Origin of the sequence: Rhodopseudomonas sp., assembly GCF_048594845.1 — a bacterium.
Taxonomy (GTDB): Bacteria; Pseudomonadota; Alphaproteobacteria; order Rhizobiales; family Xanthobacteraceae; genus Rhodopseudomonas.
Genome location: NZ_JBMDXE010000022.1, coordinates 1 through 18759 on the forward strand (window position 1 = coordinate 1; position 18759 = coordinate 18759).

At 64.6% G+C, this 18759-nt stretch carries 16 protein-coding genes; 12 read left to right on the plus strand and 4 right to left on the minus strand.

Annotation, left to right across the window (positions count from 1 at the left end; genetic code table 11):
- Together serB and ACOJTD_RS01205 are read left to right on the plus strand one after the other, a co-directional pair.
- The coding region (gene serB / locus ACOJTD_RS01200) for a phosphoserine phosphatase SerB (protein WP_420131120.1) at positions 1-865 on the plus strand (865 nt) is incomplete at its 5' end.
- Between the two features lie 1074 nt (positions 866-1939).
- Positions 1940-3688 carry an ATP-binding protein gene (locus ACOJTD_RS01205; protein ID WP_420131121.1) on the plus strand — a complete coding sequence of 583 codons (1749 nt, stop codon included), beginning with the start codon at positions 1940-1942 and terminating at the stop codon, positions 3686-3688.
- A 4-nt stretch (positions 3689-3692) separates the two neighbouring features.
- Here ACOJTD_RS01205 and ACOJTD_RS01210 read toward each other — a convergent pair whose 3' ends face one another.
- Positions 3693-6068 carry a TonB-dependent receptor gene (locus ACOJTD_RS01210; protein ID WP_420131122.1) on the minus strand — a complete coding sequence of 792 codons (2376 nt, stop codon included), beginning with the start codon at positions 6066-6068 and terminating at the stop codon, positions 3693-3695.
- A 182-nt stretch (positions 6069-6250) separates the two neighbouring features.
- Here ACOJTD_RS01210 and ACOJTD_RS01215 point away from each other — a divergent pair, with 182 nt between their 5' ends.
- Both ACOJTD_RS01215 and ACOJTD_RS01220 read left to right on the plus strand, forming a co-directional pair.
- Positions 6251-6832 carry a peroxidase-related enzyme gene (locus ACOJTD_RS01215; RefSeq protein ID WP_420131123.1) on the plus strand — a complete coding sequence of 194 codons (582 nt, stop codon included), beginning with the start codon at positions 6251-6253 and terminating at the stop codon, positions 6830-6832.
- Between the two features lie 23 nt (positions 6833-6855).
- Positions 6856-7332 (plus strand): MgtC/SapB family protein, encoded by a 477-nt coding sequence (locus ACOJTD_RS01220; protein ID WP_420131124.1) that lies wholly within the window; start codon positions 6856-6858, stop codon positions 7330-7332.
- A 27-nt stretch (positions 7333-7359) separates the two neighbouring features.
- On the opposite strand, the gene ACOJTD_RS01225 is transcribed toward ACOJTD_RS01220, so the two are convergent.
- Entirely contained in the window at positions 7360-7989 is a 630-nt protein-coding gene (locus ACOJTD_RS01225) for a ParB-like protein (protein ID WP_420131125.1), read from the minus strand.
- 189 nt (positions 7990-8178) lie between these two features.
- Between ACOJTD_RS01225 and ACOJTD_RS01230 the strand changes: the two genes are divergently transcribed.
- The 8 genes from ACOJTD_RS01230 to ACOJTD_RS01265 all read left to right on the plus strand — a co-directional run bounded on the left by ACOJTD_RS01230 (position 8179) and on the right by ACOJTD_RS01265 (position 16225).
- Positions 8179-8526, plus strand: a complete 348-nt coding sequence (locus ACOJTD_RS01230; protein ID WP_420131126.1) for a hypothetical protein — start codon at positions 8179-8181, stop codon at positions 8524-8526.
- A 174-nt stretch (positions 8527-8700) separates the two neighbouring features.
- Positions 8701-8982 (plus strand): acyl carrier protein, encoded by a 282-nt coding sequence (locus ACOJTD_RS01235; RefSeq protein ID WP_054163491.1) that lies wholly within the window; start codon positions 8701-8703, stop codon positions 8980-8982.
- A gap of 27 nt (positions 8983-9009) precedes the next feature.
- The gene (locus ACOJTD_RS01240) at positions 9010-9480 is read left to right on the plus strand and encodes a 3-hydroxyacyl-ACP dehydratase FabZ family protein (RefSeq protein WP_420131127.1); all 471 of its coding nucleotides are present in this window, start codon (positions 9010-9012) and stop codon (positions 9478-9480) included.
- Positions 9473-10675, plus strand: coding sequence for a beta-ketoacyl-ACP synthase (locus tag ACOJTD_RS01245; RefSeq protein ID WP_420131128.1), 1203 nt, complete (start codon positions 9473-9475; stop codon positions 10673-10675). The genes ACOJTD_RS01240 and ACOJTD_RS01245 overlap by 8 nt, the downstream gene beginning before the upstream one ends.
- A 28-nt stretch (positions 10676-10703) precedes the next feature.
- Positions 10704-11984, plus strand: coding sequence for a beta-ketoacyl-ACP synthase (locus tag ACOJTD_RS01250; protein ID WP_420131129.1), 1281 nt, complete (start codon positions 10704-10706; stop codon positions 11982-11984).
- 29 nt (positions 11985-12013) lie between these two features.
- A complete protein-coding gene (locus tag ACOJTD_RS01255) occupies positions 12014-13036 on the plus strand; it encodes a zinc-binding dehydrogenase (RefSeq protein ID WP_420131130.1) in 1023 nt (340 codons plus the stop codon).
- A complete protein-coding gene (locus ACOJTD_RS01260; protein ID WP_420131131.1) occupies positions 13036-13968 on the plus strand; it encodes a lipid A biosynthesis lauroyl acyltransferase in 933 nt (310 codons plus the stop codon). The genes ACOJTD_RS01255 and ACOJTD_RS01260 overlap by 1 nt, the downstream gene beginning before the upstream one ends.
- A gap of 295 nt (positions 13969-14263) precedes the next feature.
- On the plus strand, positions 14264-16225 hold the full coding sequence (locus tag ACOJTD_RS01265; RefSeq protein WP_420131132.1) for a B12-binding domain-containing radical SAM protein: 1962 nt from the start codon (positions 14264-14266) through the stop codon (positions 16223-16225).
- A gap of 178 nt (positions 16226-16403) precedes the next feature.
- Here the strand turns inward: ACOJTD_RS01265 and ACOJTD_RS01270 are convergent, their stop codons facing one another.
- Entirely contained in the window at positions 16404-17471 is a 1068-nt protein-coding gene (locus tag ACOJTD_RS01270; RefSeq protein WP_420131133.1) for a hypothetical protein, read from the minus strand.
- Between the two features lie 180 nt (positions 17472-17651).
- Positions 17652-18734 (minus strand): polyamine ABC transporter substrate-binding protein, encoded by a 1083-nt coding sequence (locus tag ACOJTD_RS01275; protein WP_420131144.1) that lies wholly within the window; start codon positions 18732-18734, stop codon positions 17652-17654.
- Between the last annotated feature and the right edge of the window lie 25 nt (positions 18735-18759).

Sequence of the window (18759 nt, forward strand, 5' to 3'; positions counted from 1 at the left end):
TCCGAATAGCCCCGCGCTCGATTCCACCGCGATCGAAGGCGCACGCGCCGTGCTGCCGCAGCCGAATACGGCGCGCTGGCTGCACGACGAAGTCGCCGCCGACATCGTGTTCGACAGCGACGAGGATGCGCTCGCGATCGCCGAGCGGCTACGCGCCGCGCGCGGCGACCTGCCGGTCGACGTCGTGGTGCAGCCTCTGGCCACGCGGCGCAAGAAGCTTTTTCTCGCCGATATGGATTCGACCATGATCGGCCAGGAGTGCATCGACGAGCTCGCCGACTTCGCCGGGCTGAAAGCGCACGTCGCGGCGATCACCGAGCGGGCGATGCGCGGCGAGATCGAATTCGAGCCGGCGCTGCGCGAGCGCGTCGCGCTGCTCAAGGGCCTGCCGCTGTCGGTGATCGACGAGGTGCTCGACACCCGCATCACGCTGACGCCGGGCGGCCGCACGCTGGTGCAGACGATGCGCGCTGCGGGCGCCTATACGTGCCTGGTGTCCGGCGGGTTTACCCAGTTCACCCGCGTGGTCGCCGAACGCATCGGCTTCGCCGAGCACCGCGCCAATGAACTGCTGAGTGCAGACGGCAAGCTGACCGGCCAGGTCGCCGAGCCGATCCTCGGCCGCGAAGCCAAGTTGGCGACGCTGCTGGCGCTACGCGAGGCCGACGATCTCGACGCTATCGACACGCTGGTGGTCGGCGACGGCGCCAACGATCTCGGCATGATCCAGGCCGCCGGCCTCGGCATCGCCTACCACGCCAAGCCCGCCGTCGCCGCCGCAGCCCACGGCCGCATCGACTACGGCGACCTCACTGCGCTGCTCTACGCGCAAGGCTATCGGCGCGACGAATTCGTCGGCGATTAGTTCGTCTTCCGCGCTCCGACGTAGTGTGGGCAAAGTCGCGCGGCGCCATGCCCCCGCGCAACACACGCCGCAGGCGGGCTAAAACCTCTCAGTCAATTCTCACACCTCGCCGACGACCAGCTTCGTGTCCCGCACGCGGTGCAGCGCGCAGCGCTGCTCCGCAGATGCGGGACCCCGGTTTCTTGTTTTGTTTTGGAGAAGCAGCAAAGATTGTGAGCGCTCCAACCGGGGTCCCGGCTCTGCGCAGCAGCACTGCGTGCCGCAGCGCGTCCGGGACACGCAACACAAGACGCTTGCGTCGGATGGGTTGAGCGCAGCGAAACTCATCCCTTCGATCGCTACGCCTCTTGACAAAATTCCTACACGGATTATAGTCCGCATCGTCCTGTCCGTGAGGGGCGCTTTCGCGAGGCGTCGGTCAGCGGGACAGATCGGCGGGCCGGGCAACCGGTCTGCAACGATGGCCCGGCGAAGCCGACCCTTGGGTCGGCGAAGTCGGGCGGACGCGGCGTCCTGCGCGCGTGGTTCGCACCCATGCGTCCGGGAGGCGTCGGGGACCCGTCCGGGCCTACTACGAGGCTCTGCGACTTGTTAGTTCGCTGGACGGGGGCAGGCGAAGGCGGCGAAATCCGCCGGATTCGTGGGGTTTCATTACCCCTGCCTGTCGCCGGAAGCACGGGCCCGACAGCCGAAAACCGCCGCGGTGGGCGCGCCGGAAGGCGCCTGCGCGATGGTCCGCAAAGCCATCGCGAACCTCACCACCTTTGCGCCGACCGGCGCGCCCCCACCCCCTCGCTGTGAAGCGACGGGCGCACAACTCGGGCTCGATGGAGCCGCGAGAACGACGGCGCGTGACCGGCTCAACGACAAGGCCGTCGCTGTCAACGCATGGTCAATACGCGGTTAATCGAATTCGCTCGCTTCGTGTCGGATTTACAGGAAAAGCGCACCTATACGCGTTCGCTTACCACTCGCGGAGCAGTTGCAGGCAGCCGCCATTGCCCGACACTTAACAGTTTCTCAGCATCAGCCACGCATAGTCGCGCCAAACAGAGCCCTGAACGAGTTCCAAAAATGGCAGAAGCTATTACCACGCCGGCGTTCGGCAAGATCATCTCCGTGCGCGGCTCGATGGCCCGCGCGGGCATCCTGCCCGAAAGCCGGCTGTCGCCCGCGGCGATGCGCGCCACCGTCGGCCGCTTCATCAGCATCCGCACCGCAACCTCGACCATCATCGCGATGATCACCGAAGTGTCGTGCGAGGACGTCGTCGGCGACGCTTACATCGCAAGCGCCTCGGTCGACCTGCTCGGCGAGATTCTGCCCGGTCCGGTGCGCGCGAAATTCCAGCGCGGCGTCACCACCTACCCGACGATCGGCGATGCGGTCGAACCGATCAGCAGCGAGGAGCTGCGCATCGTCTATGCGCCGAACGGCTCCGACCAGATCAATGTCGGCACGCTGCAGCAGGACCCGTCGGTGATCGCCTATGTCGATATCGAGGAGATGCTGTCGAAGCACTTCGCGGTGCTCGGCTCGACGGGCGTCGGCAAATCGACCGGCGTGTCGCTGCTGCTCAACGAGATCCTGAAATCGCGTCCGGCGCTGCGCATTTTCCTGCTCGACGTGCACAACGAATACGGCCGCTGCTTCGGCGACAAGGCGCTGGTGCTCAATCCGCGCAACCTGAAGCTGCCGTTCTGGCTGTTCAACTTCGACGAGATCGTCGATGTGCTGTTCGCCGGCCGGCCTGGTGTGCCGGAAGAACTCGACGTGCTCGCCGAAGTGATCCCGATCGCCAAGGGCCTGTACGTGCAATACACCAGCGCCGATCGCATCGGCCTGAAGCGTGTCGATCCCAAGGCGATCGGCTACACGGCCGATACACCGGTTCCGTACCGGCTGGTCGACCTGATCTCGCTGATCGACGAGCGCATGGGCAAGCTGGAGAACCGCTCGTCGCGCATCATCTATCACAAGCTGATCTCGCGCATCGAAACGGTGCGCAACGATCCGCGCTACGCCTTCATGTTCGACAACGCCAATGTCGGCGGCGACACCATGGCGGAAGTGATCAGCCATTTGTTCCGCCTGCCGGCGGGCGGCAAGCCGATGACGATCATGCAGCTCGCCGGCTTCCCGGCCGAAGTCGTCGACTCGGTCGTGTCGGTGCTGTGCCGCATGGCGTTCGATTTCGGACTGTGGAGCGACGGCGTGTCGCCGCTGCTGTTCGTCTGCGAAGAGGCGCACCGCTATGCCGCGGCCGACCGTGCGATCGGCTTCGGGCCGACCCGCAAGGCGGTGTCGCGCATCGCCAAGGAAGGCCGCAAATACGGCGTGTATCTCGGCCTGGTGACGCAACGTCCGGCCGAACTCGACGCGACCATCCTATCGCAGTGCAACACGCTGTTCGCGATGCGGCTCGCCAACGACCGCGACCAGTCGCTGCTTCGCTCTGCGGTGTCGGACGCCGCCGCCAACCTGCTGTCGTTCATTCCCTCGCTCGGCACCCGCGAAGTGCTGGCCTTTGGCGAAGGCGTGGCGCTGCCGACGCGGCTGCGTTTCAAGGAAGTGCCGCCGCAGCAATTGCCGCGCTCCGAAGCCGCGATCTCGACGGTGCCGTCGACCGCCGCGGGCCACGACATGCACTTCGTGAGCGCGGTGCTGGAACGCTGGCGCGGCGCCACCTCGCATCGCGACGTGCCGAACGATCCGGGCTTTACCGAGCGCCCGCTGGCGCGCACCGTCGATGCGCCGATGCTGCAGCCGTCGCTCGGCCTCGATCCCGACCGCTTCTCGCTGCTGAAAAAACCGCTGCGCTGACCGTTCAGAAGTCGAAGCTCGCCGACACCAGATAAGTCCGCGGCGCGCCGGGGCTGAGAATGCCGCGGCCGGTCGTGGCCCAGTAGTTGAGACCGGTGACGTTCTGGACATTGGCCCGGATGGTAACCGGCGTGCGGTCGATCCTGGTTGCGTAGCGCAGGCCGAGATCGAGCGTCGTCCAGGCCGGAATGCTCTGCGTGTTGGCCTGGTCGTAGAACTGCGATCCGGTGTGGATCACCCGCCCGGTCAAGGTCACACCACGCGCGAAGGCCGGCAGGTCGTATTCGCCGTAGAGATTGAACTGCACGGCCGGAACGCCGACCGCGGTATTGCCGTTGAGCGCGGGATTGGAGGCCTTCGTCAGGACGCCTTCGATCCAGCTCACGCCGCCAACGACACGCAGCCCCTCGAGCGGTTGGCCGAACACGTTGAGCTCGACGCCGCGATTGCGCTGCTCGCCGTTGAGCGCGAACACACGCGTGGTCGGATCGAGGAAGCCGCTCGGCTGTTTGATCTCGAACCCGGCAAGCGTGACGCCGACGACGCCGAAATCGTATTTCGCGCCCGCTTCGATCTGCTTGGACACCGTCGCGGGGAAGCTCTGGTCGAGATTGACGGCATTGATCGGCGGCGCCGTCGACGTCAGCCCCTCGATGTAGTTGGCGTAGAGTGACAGCCGCTCGATCGGCTTGATGACCAGCCCGGCGCCAGGCGAGAACGCATCGTTACGCGCATCCGACGTGACCTGCCCGGTGGTCGGGCTCAGCGTCCTGGCGTCGATGCCCTGCCAGCGACCGCCGATCGTCAGTTCGACGCGGTCGTTCAGGATCGACATCGTATCGGCGATCGCGACGCTGCGGTTGAAGCGCTGGGCCGTCACCGGCGATGTGCGCGGCAGCCCGGCATCGCTGCGCGGCGCGACATATACCGGATTGTAGAGGTTCGACGTGATGGTCGATCCGACCGGAATGTTGGTGAGGCCGGTGTCCTGCCAAAGCCCGGATGCGGCGACGCCGATCCGGTGCTTGATGGCCCCCGTCTCGAACTGGCCACGCAGCCCGACCTCGCCGGTGTCGCTATAAGTCTGGAACGGCGTCAGTTGAATCGTGCTGCGAAAGTCACCGCGCGCGTTGATGATCGACGGCAACCCGCCGAAATAAACCTGATGAAACTCGCTGTGACCGTAGGCGGCATAGACCGTCAGCTGATCAGTGAGATCGTACTCGGCGCGGACCGCGGCCGATTTGTTGTCGCTGTTGCGATATTCCCACGGCTGCTGCTGATTGATCCGCAGATCGGGCGCGCTCGGAATCGGAAAGCCCGGTAGCACCGACCGGTTGCGCAGTGGCGAGTCGAAATCGACCTTCTGATAGCCGAGGTCCAGGCCGAGCCGCAGTCGCTCGCCGCGATAATCGAGCGCGAGCGCCGTGACGCCGTATTCCTGCTTCTGGTTGTCGATCGGTGTATTGCCGGATTGATAAGCGCCGTTGAAGCGAACTCCCCACTCGCCGTTTTGCCCGTAACGCCGGCCGACATCGACCGCGTTGTAGCTCTGCCCGCTGGAGATGAACCCGGTCGTGAACCGCGTCAGCGGCACGTCGGTGGCGCGTTTGGGAATCAGGTTGATGGTGCCGCCGATCGTGCCGAACGGCGGCATGCCGCTCAGCATCGTGCTCGGGCCATGTTGGACTTCGACGCGCTCGATCGGCTCGAGCGCCGGATTGAACGAGTCGGCGACGCCATAGAGGCCGTTGAATGCAATGTCCTGAGCGAACACCGGGAAGCCGCGAATAAAAAACCCCTGGATGCCGCTGTAGGCCGGCACGTTGGTGCGCACGGACGGATCGTTGCCGAGCACATCCGTCAGCGTTCGCGCCTGCTGGTCGCGAATGGTCTTCTCGGTGAAGCTGGTCAGGCTGAACGGCGTCGACATTACATCGCGATTGCCGAGCAGACCGACGCCCGCGCCGCGCGCGACTTGCTCACCCGGAAAAGCAGCCGGCAAACTCGCCTGCAGCGCCCCGGCCGAAACAGGACGCGCCTGCACGACCGCACGATTCGGATTGGGGACCTGCCGTGTTCGGGCCGTGCGTGAGACTTGCGAGGGCTTGCGGCGCGGCTGCGCCGAGGCTTTGCGCTGGCCCCGCGTTTCGACCACGATGGCTGGAAGCGCTCGTCCGTCGGACGATGGCGAAGCAACTGGTGGTGCACCGGAGTCAGCGGGCTGCTGAGCGAAGGAGGCACTGCCGACGAGAAGAACCGAGGCGCACACCATCGACGCGGCGCCCGCCGCACGGAAATTCAGATCTCTCAACGCTTCCCCCAGATGATATCGTGTAGCGCCACCTCGCCGTTGCGAAGGCCCATTCGTTCGCCGCATAGACCACCGGCACGCGCGCGATCCAGTAGAAGGGTTCCAACCAGTTGAGGCGTACGGTCGCAGGCTGACGAAGGAGTCCGAACACGATCGTCGTCGAGCAAGCGAGCGTTGCTCGCGATTGACTGCGCCCCGGCAGTCACTAAGGTTTCGCGGCGCTATCCTTCAGCTGAGTGGAAAGTCCAATGACCACGCCTGCCGTCTCCCGCTTTCCTGTTCCCTCTCTCGCCCAGATGCCCGACGACATTCGCAGCCGGATCGAGGGCGTGCAGGAGAAGTCCGGCTTCGTGCCTAACGTGTTTCTCGCGCTGGCGGCGCGGCCGGACGAGTTCAGGGCGTTCTTCGCCTATCACGACGCGCTGATGGAGAAAGACAGCGGACTCAGCAAGGCCGAACGCGAGATGATCGTGGTCGCCACCTCTGCGGCCAATCAGTGCCAGTATTGCGTGGTCGCGCATGGCGCGATCCTGCGCATCCGCGCCAAGAATCCGCTGATCGCCGATCAGATCGCCACCAACTATCGCAAGGCCGATATCACGCCGCGGCAGAAAGCGATGCTCGACTTCGCCATGAAAGTCAGCCGCGAGGCCGAAACGGTCGGTGATAACGACTTCGATGCGCTGAAGGCGCATGGCTTCACGGATGACGACATCTGGGACATCACCGCAGTCGCGGCGTTCTTTGCGCTGTCGAACCGGATGGCCAACGTCACCGCCATGCGGCCGAACGACGAATTCTATCTGATGGGCAGGCTGCCGAAAGCGTAACGGCGCGGCTGGGAGATCGAGACGTGCTGTCCTTCTGGGACATCCTGTTGCGGCTCGGCGTCGCCACGCTGGCGGGCGCACTGATCGGGCTCAACCGCGACCTCAAGGGCAAACCGATCGGCATGCGGACGCTGTCGCTCGTCGGACTCGCCTGCGCGCTTGTGGTCGCGGTCGCCGAGCAATCGCTGGGGCAGGACCGGATCGGCGATCCGACATCGCGCGTGATCCAGGGCATCCTCACCGGCATCGGCTTTCTCGGCGCCGGCGTGATCGTGCATACCGGCAGCCGCAATCATGTCCACGGCCTGACCACCGCGGCCTGCGTCTGGCTCTCGGCCTGCATCGGCATCGCGTGTGGCTCGGGCCACTGGGTGCTCGTCAGCGTTGCGTTCGCGATCGCCTTCGTTGTGCTGATCGGCGGTCACGCCGTCGAAAGCCGGCTGCATCGCCTGCTCGGCGGCAAGCAGGACGAAAAGGCGACAATCGCGCCGGAAGACTGAATCCGAATCGCGATCATCCGCGCGGCCTCAGTCGTCCGCGGCCGGGCCGCACCATCCGGGCAGATAGATCGCATCCCGGCTCTTGGCCAGCGCCAGCGACCGCTCGACCGCCTTGTCGAAGTCGGCTTCGACCGCCTTGCGCGACAGCCGCCGGCGCAGGAAATCAGCCCACAGGAATTCGCTGAACGGCGTGGTGTCCTTGGCGTAGCCGCCGATCCGGCGCAGCTCGCCGGCCAGCGAGCGAAACGGGTCGTCCTTGAGGCCCGCCACCGTCTTCGGCAGATCCTTGTAGTGATGCCGCTCGCCCTTGGAGTCGTAGGGATAGACCCAGCGCCGGCTGTCGAGCACCACCCAGAAGGAATCGCGGTCCACCATGCTGAGATCGGCGATCACCGTGATCGCGACGTCCTTGATGCCCTCCTCGTGCAGCGCACGGGCCAGATGATGGTGATCGACCACGTAGTGTCGTTTGCCGGGGCCGAGCACAACCGGGATCATGTGCTCGGCGAGCCGCTCGCCCTCCTTCTTTTTCTTCGATGTGTGGGCGCGCCAGCGCCGGCGCTTCTCCTCGACTTCGCGCAACCCCACCGTCATCTGCGTCGGCCGTAGGGACAAGATCGGGATCGGGTGCAGCAAGGGTTCGCGCGGATTAGCCATGTGTCGGGCTCCTGATCGGCAAGGACGTAATTATGGCACGGCGGAACGTGCACGCAACGCAGCATGAGGCACGCGGGGCACAGCGGCAGCCGAACTCACTCCGTCAACTTGCGGAGTTTGCGCCGTGCCCCACATCAACTAGGATAAGTACCAAATTTTCCGATCTGCCGCCGTGAGGGGCCGGCCGCCATGAAAAACCACCGCCTCAGCATTCCCGACGACGAGCATCGCGTCCTGCAGTTCCGGCCGCGCACGTCGCCGAAGGACTCGCTCAAGGGATCGCCGGTCGGGGCTCCCCCCGTCCGGTTGCAGCAGCTCCCGCCGGATCACAACGACCTGTCCCGCTACGAGCGCGAAAGCGACGCGACCAACGACGACTTCCGCCACCGCATGATGACCAATCTGGCGGCGCTCGCCTTTACGGTGGCGCTGACCGTGATTGGATTTTGGCTCGCCACCAGCATCGCCGACATGCGCAAGACCCAGGATTGTGTGTTGATGGGTCGGCGCGATTGCGCAAACATCCCGACACCATAGGGCTGATTCCCTAAACTGGCGCGAAAGTAGGCTACCGCCGCCCCCATAGGCTGTGGCCCACGTGCCATTGAACTCAGGGCAGCGCTCCGATATACGGGCATCAACCTGTCGTCACGACTACGGCCGCGCCTCCGGCGCGCCTGCTATTTTCGGCACAATTTCAAAGGCTTAATGATGACCTCCACATTCGATCGGGTGGCTACCATCATCGCGGAAACCTGCGATATTCCGCGCGATACGATCACCCCGGAAAGCCATGCGATCGATGACCTGGGAATCGACAGCCTGGATTTCCTCGACATCGCCTTCGCGATCGACAAGGCATTCGGTATCAAACTGCCGCTCGAGAAGTGGACCCAGGAGGTCAACGACGGCAAGGCGACGACCGAGCAGTACTTCGTGCTGAAGAACCTCGCCGCGCGCATCGACGAGCTGGTCGCCGCCAAGGGCGCGTAGTGGCGCGGTCGAGAAGCCGCGCACACCATGAACCTCGAATATTTCCATCTGATCGATCGGATCGCCGACCTTCGTCTCGAGCAGCGCGGCATCACCGTCGAAGCGCGCGTGCCTGAGACGAGCACGATCTTCGAAGGCCACTTTCCTGGCTATCCGCTGATGCCGGGCGTGCTGCTGATCGAAACGATGGCGCAGAGTTCGGGCTGGCTGCTGATCGCCCTGATGCAGTTTCAGCGCATGCCGTTCCTGGCCGCCGTGAAGGAAGCCAAGATGCGCAGCTTCGTCACGCCGGGCGAGACCTTGTCGATCGACGCGACGGTGATTCACGAGGGCTCCGGCTACACCATGACCGAAGCCAAGATCAGAGCCGGCGGCAAGCTCGCCTGCAACGCGACACTCACCTTCCGCCATGTGCCCTTCCCGCACCCGGATCTACGTGGACACATGGAGACGATGGCGAGAAAGATCGGATTTCCGGAGCAGATGATCCATGGCTGAGACATCTCACAAGCAACCGGCGGAAGCCTGGATCACTGGCATCGGCCTCGCAACCTCGCTGGCCGAGGGCCTCGACGCGCATTGGGATGCGCTGGCGGAGCGCCGCGTAAACGTCGATACGACGGGCTTCGCGCCCTACGTCGTGCACCCGCTCGCGCCACTCAGCTTCGACAAGCAGATTCCCAAGAAGGGCGATCAGCGCCAGATGGAAGCCTGGCAGCGGATCGGCACCTATGCGGCCGGGCTTGCGCTCGACTCCGCCGGCATCAAGGGCAACAGCGAAATCCTGTCGCGTACCGACATGATCGTTGCGGCCGGCGGCGGCGAACGCGATTTGGCTGTCGATTCCGCTGTGCTGAATTCCGACGACTATGGCAACGCCACGCCGGGCGCACTCAACGAGCGGCTGATGAACGATCTGCGGCCGACGCTGTTTCTGGCGCAGCTCTCCAACCTGCTCGCCGGCAACATCGCGATCGTCCATGGCGTGACTGGCTCGTCCCGCACGTTCATGGGCGAGGAAGAAGCAGGCGTCGACGCGGCGCGGATCGCGTTGGCGCGCATCGCCGCCGGCCAGAGCGACATCGCGCTGATCGGCGCGGCGCAGAACGGCGAGCGAAAAGACCTGCTGATGCTCTACGAGTTCGGCGACTTCAACCTGAAGGACAACTACGCGCCAGTGTTTTCGCGCGGTTCTAAGGGCGGTTTCGCGCTCGGCTCTGGTAGCGCCTTTCTGGTGATCGAATCGCGGGCGCATGCTGAAGCGCGCGGCGCTAAGCCGTTCGCGCGGCTGAGCAACGTCGTTGCCGACATGTCGCGCCGCCGCACAGAAGGCGACGTCACCGCCTCGATGCAGCGGCTGTGGAGCAAGCTTGGTCCGATTCAGGCCGACGCGGCGATCATCACCGGTGCGACCGGCGCGGAGCTTGCGACAGCCGAGGAAGTCGCGTTCCTGCGCACGCAAAGCGGCCATCCGGTCCGTGCGACGGGCACCTCGTTCGGCCACATCATGGAGGGGCAGTTTCCGCTCGGCATCGCGCTGGCCGCGCTGTCGCTGTCGCGCGGCGCGCTGTTCGCCGCCAATGATCCGAGCGGACTGGAGATTGAAACCAGCAAGGCGCCCGACCAGATTGTTGTCGTCGGCGCCGGCCACTGGCGCGGCGAAGGCATGGCCCTGGTCGAGGCCGTCCGGTGAGTTCGATCGACCGACCGAGGGGGACGCGATGACCGTCACGCACGACAAATTCGGCAGGCCGATCGTGGTCGTCACCGGCATGGGCGTCGTGACGTCGCTCGGCGCTGGCAAGACCGACAATTGGGCCAAGCTCACCGCGGGCGAATCCGGCATCCGCACTATCACCCGATTTCCGATCGACGGGCTGAAGACCACGATGGCCGGCACCGTGGACTTCGTCCCGGTCGAGCCCTTCTCCTCCACCGTGCTCGGCGAGAAGCTCGCCGATCTCGCCACCGAGGAAGCGATCACTCAGGCCGGCATCGGCCGCAAGGGCGACTTCCCCGGCCCGCTGTTTCTCGCCGTCGCGCCAGTCGAACTCGAATGGCTGCCGCGGCAGGAACTGGCGCGCGCCACCGGCGCCAACACCGCGATCGACTACGACGCCCTGCTCCGCGTCTCCGGCGGCGGCCGCTTCACCGAGTATCACCGTCGTTTCCTGTTCGGCTCGGTCGCCGATCATCTCGCCGAAACCTTCGGTACCAAGGGGTCGCCGATCTCGCTGTCGACCGCCTGCGCCTCCGGCGCCTCCGCCATCCAGCTCGGCGTCGAGGCGATCCGCCGCGGCGAGTCCGATGCCGCGCTGTGCGTCGCGACCGACGGCTCGGTCAATGCCGAAGCGCTGATCCGCTTCTCGCTGCTGTCGGCGCTGTCGACCCAGAACGACACGCCGCAAGCAGCCTCCAAGCCGTTCGCCAAGAACCGGGACGGTTTCGTGATGGCGGAAGGCGCCGGCGCGTTGGTGCTGGAGAGCCTGGAAGCCGCTACGGCCCGCGGCGCCACGATTCTCGGCGTCGTCGCCGGCTGCGGCGAGCTCGCCGACAATTTTCACCGCACCCGCTCGAGCCCGGACGGCAAACCGATCATCGGCTGCATTAACAAGACGCTGGCCGACGCCGGCATCGGCGTCGAGCGGATCGACTACATCAACGCCCATGGCACCGGCACGCCCGAGAACGACAAGATGGAGTACCTCGGTATCTCCAGCGTGTTCGGCGACCGCGCATCGTCGATCCCGGTGTCGTCGAACAAATCGATGGTCGGCCATACCTTGTCGGCAGCCGGCGCAGTCGAGGCCATTTTTTCGCTGCTGACGCTGGAGCATCAGCGTATTCCGCCAACCATCAATTACGACGTGCCCGACCCGGCGATCCCGCTCGACGTGGTGCCGAACAAGGCGCGCGACGCCCGCGTCACCGCGGTGATGTCGAATTCGTTCGGCTTCGGCGGCCAGAACGCTTCCCTGATCCTGACGCGCGAACCCGTGTAGTCGCGCCGGCTTTTTTCGGAACACTCAAGATGCGCGCGCTCACTCTCGTTGCCGACCGCGACCTCGTGGTCGCTGATCTGCCGCCTCCCCCGCCCCCGGCGGCCGGCGAAGTGCAGGTCCGCATCGCCGCCGTCGCGCTCAACCACATCGACGTCTGGGGCTATCGCGGCATGGCCTTCGTCAAGCGCAAGCTGCCGATCGCGGTGGGCGCCGAGGCGTCGGGCACGATCGAAGCGGTCGGCGACGGCGTGACGCGCTTCAAGCCGGGCCAGAAGGTCGTGATGTATGGCGCACTGACCTGCGGGCATTGCAAGGCTTGTCAGGAAGGCCGCGACAACCTTTGTGAAAATGTCGGCGGACTGATCGGCTTCCATGTCGACGGCTTCGCGCGCGAGCTGATGAACATCGCCGAGCGCTTGGTGATTCCGGTGCCGGACAGCGTCGAACTGCGCGACGCCGCCTGTGCGCCGATCGCGTTCTCGACGGTGCAGCACATGCTGTTCGACAACGCCAAGCTGCAACCCGGCGAGACCGTGCTGGTCCACGCCGGCGGTTCGGGCATCGGCACGGTCGCGATCATGATGGCCAAGGCGATCGGCTGCACGGTGATCACCACGGTAGGAGACGATAGCAAGATCGAAGGCGTGAAGAAGCTCGGCGCCGATCACGTGATCAATTATCGCAAGGATCGTTTCGAGCACGAGTGCCGCAAGATCACCAAGAAGAAGGGCGTCGACGTCGTGTTCGAACACGTCGGTGCCGACACCTTCAATGGCTCGCTGCTCAGCCTGAAACGCGGCGGCCGGCTGGTGACCTGCGGCTCGACCTCGGGTCCGACCACGACGATCAACCTGATGCAGCTGTTCCAGCAACAGTACAAGATCTTCGGCTCGTTCGGCGCGACGATGAAGAACATCTCCGAGAGCCTCGACAAGATGGCGGCGGGCATGCTGCCGGTGATCGACACCGAAGTGCCGCTCGACGATGTCGCCGCCGCGTTGAAGCGGATGGAAAGCCGTCAGGTGTTCGGCAAGATCATCGTCCGGTTCTGATGAAACTCGCCCTCTACCGCGCCAAGCTGCGTGCACAACGCGCGGCCAAGACGGTGGTCGGCAAGGCTGCCGGCTCGGCGGCGATCGGCGCGCTGCATCTGGCGCGGAAATTCGACCCGGCAAAAACGGCGGACTTCTTCGGCGCGCTGATGCGCAAGCTCGGCCCGATGCTGCCCGAGCAACGCATCGGCCGCGCTAATCTCGTCGCAGCCTTCCCGGAAAAGTCGACGGCCGAAATCGAGGCCATTCTCGCCGGTGTCTGGGACAATCTCGGCCGGTCCGGCGCTGAATTCGCGCATCTCGATTCGGTCTGGGACTATGATCCCGATCATCCTGAGCACAGCCGGATCAAGGTGACACCGCGCTCGCTCGAGCTGTTCAAGCAGCTCCAGGACGACGGCAAGCCCGCGCTGATCTTCGCCAGCCATCTCGGCAACTGGGAGTTGCCGGCGGTCGCGGCGGTCGCCCACGGGCTCGACACCGCCGTGCTGTATCGCCGACCCAACATCGAAGCCGCCGACCGGATCGTCGAGGAGATCCGTTCGGTGAAAATGGGCCAGCTCGTCGCCGCCGGCCGGACCGCGCCGTTCAAGCTCGCGCAGGCGCTGCAGGAAGGCAAGCATGTCGGGATGCTGGTCGATCAGCATTTCTCCAACGGCGTCGACGTCACTTTCTTCGGCCAGACCTGCAAGGCGAATCCCCTGCTCGCTCGCTTGTTGCGGCAAATCGACTGCCCGCTGCATGGCGCGCGCGTGATCCGTCTCCCCGACAACAGCTTCCGTGCCGAACTGACCGAACAGATCCAGCCCGCGCGCGATGCGGAGGGCCGCATCGACATCCAGGCAACGATGCAGGCCGTAACGTCGGTGATCGAAGGCTGGGTTCGTGAGACGCCGGAGCAGTGGCTCTGGCTGCACCGCCGTTGGCGGTGAGCAACCGCTTAGTCCGCGCTTACTAGCGCCGGACTTGCTAATCTCGAAGTACGATCGTCACATAGTCCGGCGCCGCCATGGTCCGGCGCCGCCATGTCGCGCGGGAACCCGCACGGCCTTATTTGTAGCCGTGATCGTGCGATACGAGACAATTCTGTCGCTGCAAAGCAACCATTGCGGGGCATTTTTGCCGCGTTGCTCCTGATCGACCGTGCTCGGCTTGACCGGTCCCCGGATTACTTTCAGAGTGCCGCGGCAACGCTTCGCGGAATGTCGGCTAAGGATCGAGGCCCAGATGGAACTTCCAAGGCGTGCCCGTGGTGATGAGCTCCTGGTTCCCGGCAAGATGTTGGCCCTGCGGGCGCGGCTCCGCGGCCTCTCCGCCCGCCATGATCTGACGACCGTCATCGTCAACGCCTTCGATCATCGCACCCGCGTACTGCCTTTCGTGCTGGCGGACACGCGCCTCGCCCCCGGCGGCGTGCGCGCGATCGGTTCGGCGCTGGCGGATGTCGGATTTCATAAAACGCGTATCGTGCTGCAGCAGTGGAACCGGAATTTCAGCCCGCAGCAGATGCGGCTCGATGGGCGGATTCCGGACCTGTTCCTGGTCTCCAGCATGCATCTGCATTCGGCGGAGTGCGACCGGTTGATCCGCGAGGCCTGCCAGATCGAGCCGGACAAGCGGCCCTTGATCATGGTCGGTGGCCCGCGCATTCGCTACGAGCCCTGGCACGTCTTCGGTGGTGATCGCCATGCGGCCTGGTCCGCTGACGTCGCGGTGACCGGCGAGGAATACGTCTTCCTCGATCTGCTCAACGTTCTGCTGTCGATGCGCGCGGACGGCGAGTCGATGCGGTCGGTGTTTCATCGCGCGCGCGAGAGCGGAGCACTCGACGACGTACCGGGCATCGTCTACGCAAACCGCTCTTCCCGGAACGGCCCGATCGACGAACTGGTGGACACCGGCGTTCAGCGCCTGCTTGGCGACATGGATGAACTTCCGAGCCCGGTGCACGGCTTCACGATGCTGGAAGCTCCGAGCAGCGCGGCAACGCTCGCCAGTCAGGCCCTGCCGATCAATCGCGTGAAGCGGCACAGCCCGATCGCCGGCATCGTGATGACCGCCGGCTGTAAGTTTCGCTGCTCTTACTGTCCGATCCCGGCCTACAACCAGTCGCAGTTTCGCGCCAAGAGCGGCGAGCGCATCGCCGAGGAAATCGGACAGATCGCCGAGACCTTCGGGATCTATCACTTCTTCGGCGCCGACGATAATTTCTTCAACAACACCAAGCGCACGCTCGACATCGCCGGCACGCTGGCGAAGAAGGCCCGGGATGGCCGGCCGTTCTGCAAGGTGCGGATCGGCACCGAAGTCACGGTGCACGACACCGTCGGCATGCGCGATCACCTGCCGCTGATCCGCGAAGCCGGCTTCGCCGCGGTGTGGCTCGGCGTCGAGGACATGACGGCGACGCTGGTGAAGAAGGCGCAGGACAAGGACAAGACCGAGCTCGCCTTCCGTTTGCTGCGCGAGAACAACATCCTCCCGATGCCGATGATGATGCATCACGACAGCCAGCCGCTGGTGACGTGGAAGTCGAACTACGGCCTGCTCAATCAGATCCGCCTGCTGCGTAAGGCCGGCTCGATCACCACCCAGGTGATGATGCTGACGCCGGCCCCTGGTTCGAAATTTTACGAGAACGTCTTCGAGTCCGGCACCGCCTTCAGCAAGGCCGGCGACGTCACCGTCGAGCCGCATATCATGGACGGCAACTACGTCGTCGCATCGAAGCACGCGCGGCCTTGGCTGAAGCAGATCAATCTGTTGGTCGCCTATACCTATTTCTTCAACCCGATCCGCTTCCTGTCCGCGCTGGTGTTCTCGAAATCAGCGGACGTATTCTCCAGCGCCGAGACGCGGCCGGCGGAAGAGGTCAAGAACTACTCGCGGCTCAAGAAGCTGCGCCGCCGCTTCCAGCTGAAGCTGCGCGCGCATCTGATCGATGCCGGCGCGCAGATCTACGGCATGATCGGCTTGGCCCACACCTATCGGCGCACGGCAGGATGGGCCTGGCGTTTGTTCCGCAGCGACATCGAACGCCACGACCGCGCGCCCGTCAGCCCGATCCCGATGCGCGGCGTCGGCGACAAGCCGTCCGACCACGCGTTGCCAGGGACGGTCAACCTGCGGGAACTCGGAAAGGTTGCTGTCGACGGCGTACCAGCGCCTGAACTGGCGAAGACCGCCTGATAGCTGACCGCATCGCCAACAGATCAACCTCGTCATGGCCGGGCTTGTCCCGGCCATTCGCATTCTGTGGTGGCTTTTGGTTCCAGGCTCGGACGGCAGGCCCGAGGGCGTCCAGGAGGTCGAGACGCAGCGGAGAACTTCGTCGCCTTCGCTTCCACGACCTCCGCCAGTCGCCGCGCTAGAACGCGTACTCCATGCCGATCGTGACGCCTTGAAGGAGCGTCGACGACCGGCAGTTCACGCCGGTCGCACCGACAGCGGTTCGTGTCGTCGAAATCGCCTGAATTTGTGCCGGCGCCAACGCGACGCGGCCAAGCCATAGCGCTTCGTATCCGAGCTTCAGTGCGACGAGATCGCTGAGCCGATATTTCGCAGCAATGCCGCCCTGCCCGACGAAGGCCGCCGCATCCGTTATCGCCTTGGTCGGATAGATCTGCTTCTGCATGCTCACCAAGGCGGTTTGCGTCGCATGGTTGTCGAACAAGCCCGCCTTCAATACGCCCTCGACCGAAACGCGTTCGATCTCCCACAGGATCGCTCGTGCACCGATCTGGACGCCGTACAGGTTATTCGTCGTCGAGCTCGTCCAGAATGGCGGGTTGATGACCACTGAGCTGCCCGGCAGCGGAACGGCGTCCGACAGCCGGCTGGGAACGTTGAACTTCCACATCGGCTGGCCAAGGTCGGCCGGATCGAGCGTGCCTTGCAGCTGGTCGTGCAGCTGCAGCCAGCGAACGCCGGCCAGCAGTGTTACGCGCGGCGAGAGTTCGAGCCGGAGGTTAGCCTCGAGGCTGTGCAGCCGAGTCTCGTCCTGCCACACCATCGACTGGTACGCATAGTCCTGGGTCTGCCAGAAGTTGCCAGGCGCTTTCATCACCAGCCATTGCCCGGGCGTCTCCGGGCCGATGCTTCTCGACGCCTTCAGCCCGAGCACATTGAAGTAGGATAGTTCGACGCCGTAGCCCGATGGGTCACTATAACTGACAGCGATCCTCGGACCGGCCGCCAACCGCTGATGCAGCTGGTTGCTGTTCAACACCTCGACACCGGGAACGTTGGACGTATTGGGGCCGACCGGTGTCCACCAAGGCACGTCGCCCGGCACGAGCGACACCAAGGACTGGCTGCCCGCCCCTGAACGGCCGAGCATCAATGCTTCGACCGACGCAGTCCAGCGTGGTGCCAAGCGCTCTCGATGCAAATCGTCAGCCTTCGCCGTAGCAGCGGCGGAGAAGACCGCAGCCATCCCGCACACCCACAAAACGGCGCGCAAGGCGCCACTACGCGGTCTGCTGATGAATCGGATCGCCGGTCGCATGACGCGATCCTGCACCTGCCGAGACCGATTCGGGCACTCGTGCGCCTACGCAGTTTGTGTAGTATCGAGGCTCGGAACGGCTCTCTCAACCTGAGAGCGATGCGCCGCTCAGCGTCCTGTCTTCACCCGCGTCCACAGCCGGTTGATGATCCGCTGCGTCGCCGGATCGCGCGCGGTGATGACGAACAGGCGCGCCTGCATCGCCTCGTCCGGATAGATCGTCTTGTCGTTCAGGATCCGCGGATTGATGAACTCCTGGCTCGCCTTGTTGCCGTTGGCATAGGACAGGAAGTCGGAATTGCGCGCGGCGATGTCCGGGCGATAGAGGAAATTGATCAGCTCGTGCGCCTCGGCGACGTTCCGGGCATCCGCAGGGATCGCCAGATTGTCGAAGAACATCTGCGCGCCCTCTTTCGGGATCGCGTAGCCGATGTCGACGCCGTTGTTAGATTCGGCAGCGCGGGTCTGCGCCTGTTTGATATCGCCGGACCAGCCGACCACGAGGCAGATCTCGCCGGTCGCCAGCGCGTTGAGATATTCGGACGAGTGGAATTTACGCACCGAGGATCGCACCTGCGCGACGACCTCGGCGGCTTTTTCGAGATCGGCCTGCTTCGTCGAGTTTGGATCGAGCCCGAGATAGGTCAGCGCCGCCGGCAGGATGTCGTCCGCCGAGTCCAGCATCTGCACGCCGCAGTCCTTGAACTTCGCGAGGTTCTCCGGCTTGAACACCAGGCTCCAGCTATCGATCGTCGCGTTCTCGCCGAGAACTTTCTTCACCGCCGCGACGTTGTAACCGATGCCGGTGGTGCCCCACATGTAGTTGGCAGCGTATTGATTGCCGGGATCGTAGAGCGCCAATTTCTTGGTCACCACATCCCAGGCGTTCTTCATGTTCGGCAGCTTGGCCTGGTCGAGCTTCTGAAACACCTTGGCGCCGATCTGGCGCTGCAGAAAGTAGGCGGTTGGGACGACGACGTCGTACCCCGACTTGCCGGCCAGCAATTTGGTTTCGAGCGTCTCGTTGCCGTCGAAGGTGTCGTACACCACCTTGATGCCGGTCTCGCGGGTGAACTCCTCGAGCACGCCGGGCGCGACGTAGTTCGACCAGTTGTAGAAATTGACGGTGCGGTCCTGAGCCAGCGCGGGCGACGCGCCTCCCACAATGAGGGCAGCGGCCGCGCTCACCATCTGCAGCGGCCGGAAGAGGGATTTA

Excerpts from the sequence above, each read along its gene's own strand:
- ACOJTD_RS01205 (WP_420131121.1), top strand. The coding sequence starts at position 1,940 with ATGGCAGAAGCTATTACCACGCCGGCGTTCGGCAAGATCATCTCCGTG.
- ACOJTD_RS01210 (WP_420131122.1), bottom strand. The coding sequence starts at position 6,068 with ATGCGGCGAACGAATGGGCCTTCGCAACGGCGAGGTGGCGCTACACGA.
- ACOJTD_RS01215 (WP_420131123.1), top strand. The coding sequence starts at position 6,251 with ATGACCACGCCTGCCGTCTCCCGCTTTCCTGTTCCCTCTCTCGCCCAG.
- ACOJTD_RS01225 (WP_420131125.1), bottom strand. The coding sequence starts at position 7,989 with ATGGCTAATCCGCGCGAACCCTTGCTGCACCCGATCCCGATCTTGTCC.
- ACOJTD_RS01230 (WP_420131126.1), top strand. The coding sequence starts at position 8,179 with ATGAAAAACCACCGCCTCAGCATTCCCGACGACGAGCATCGCGTCCTG.
- ACOJTD_RS01235 (WP_054163491.1), top strand. The coding sequence starts at position 8,701 with ATGACCTCCACATTCGATCGGGTGGCTACCATCATCGCGGAAACCTGC.
- ACOJTD_RS01240 (WP_420131127.1), top strand. The coding sequence starts at position 9,010 with ATGAACCTCGAATATTTCCATCTGATCGATCGGATCGCCGACCTTCGT.
- ACOJTD_RS01245 (WP_420131128.1), top strand. The coding sequence starts at position 9,473 with ATGGCTGAGACATCTCACAAGCAACCGGCGGAAGCCTGGATCACTGGC.
- ACOJTD_RS01250 (WP_420131129.1), top strand. The coding sequence starts at position 10,704 with ATGACCGTCACGCACGACAAATTCGGCAGGCCGATCGTGGTCGTCACC.
- ACOJTD_RS01255 (WP_420131130.1), top strand. The coding sequence starts at position 12,014 with ATGCGCGCGCTCACTCTCGTTGCCGACCGCGACCTCGTGGTCGCTGAT.
- ACOJTD_RS01260 (WP_420131131.1), top strand. The coding sequence starts at position 13,036 with ATGAAACTCGCCCTCTACCGCGCCAAGCTGCGTGCACAACGCGCGGCC.
- ACOJTD_RS01265 (WP_420131132.1), top strand. The coding sequence starts at position 14,264 with ATGGAACTTCCAAGGCGTGCCCGTGGTGATGAGCTCCTGGTTCCCGGC.
- ACOJTD_RS01270 (WP_420131133.1), bottom strand. The coding sequence starts at position 17,471 with ATGGCTGCGGTCTTCTCCGCCGCTGCTACGGCGAAGGCTGACGATTTG.
- ACOJTD_RS01275 (WP_420131144.1), bottom strand. The coding sequence starts at position 18,734 with ATGGTGAGCGCGGCCGCTGCCCTCATTGTGGGAGGCGCGTCGCCCGCG.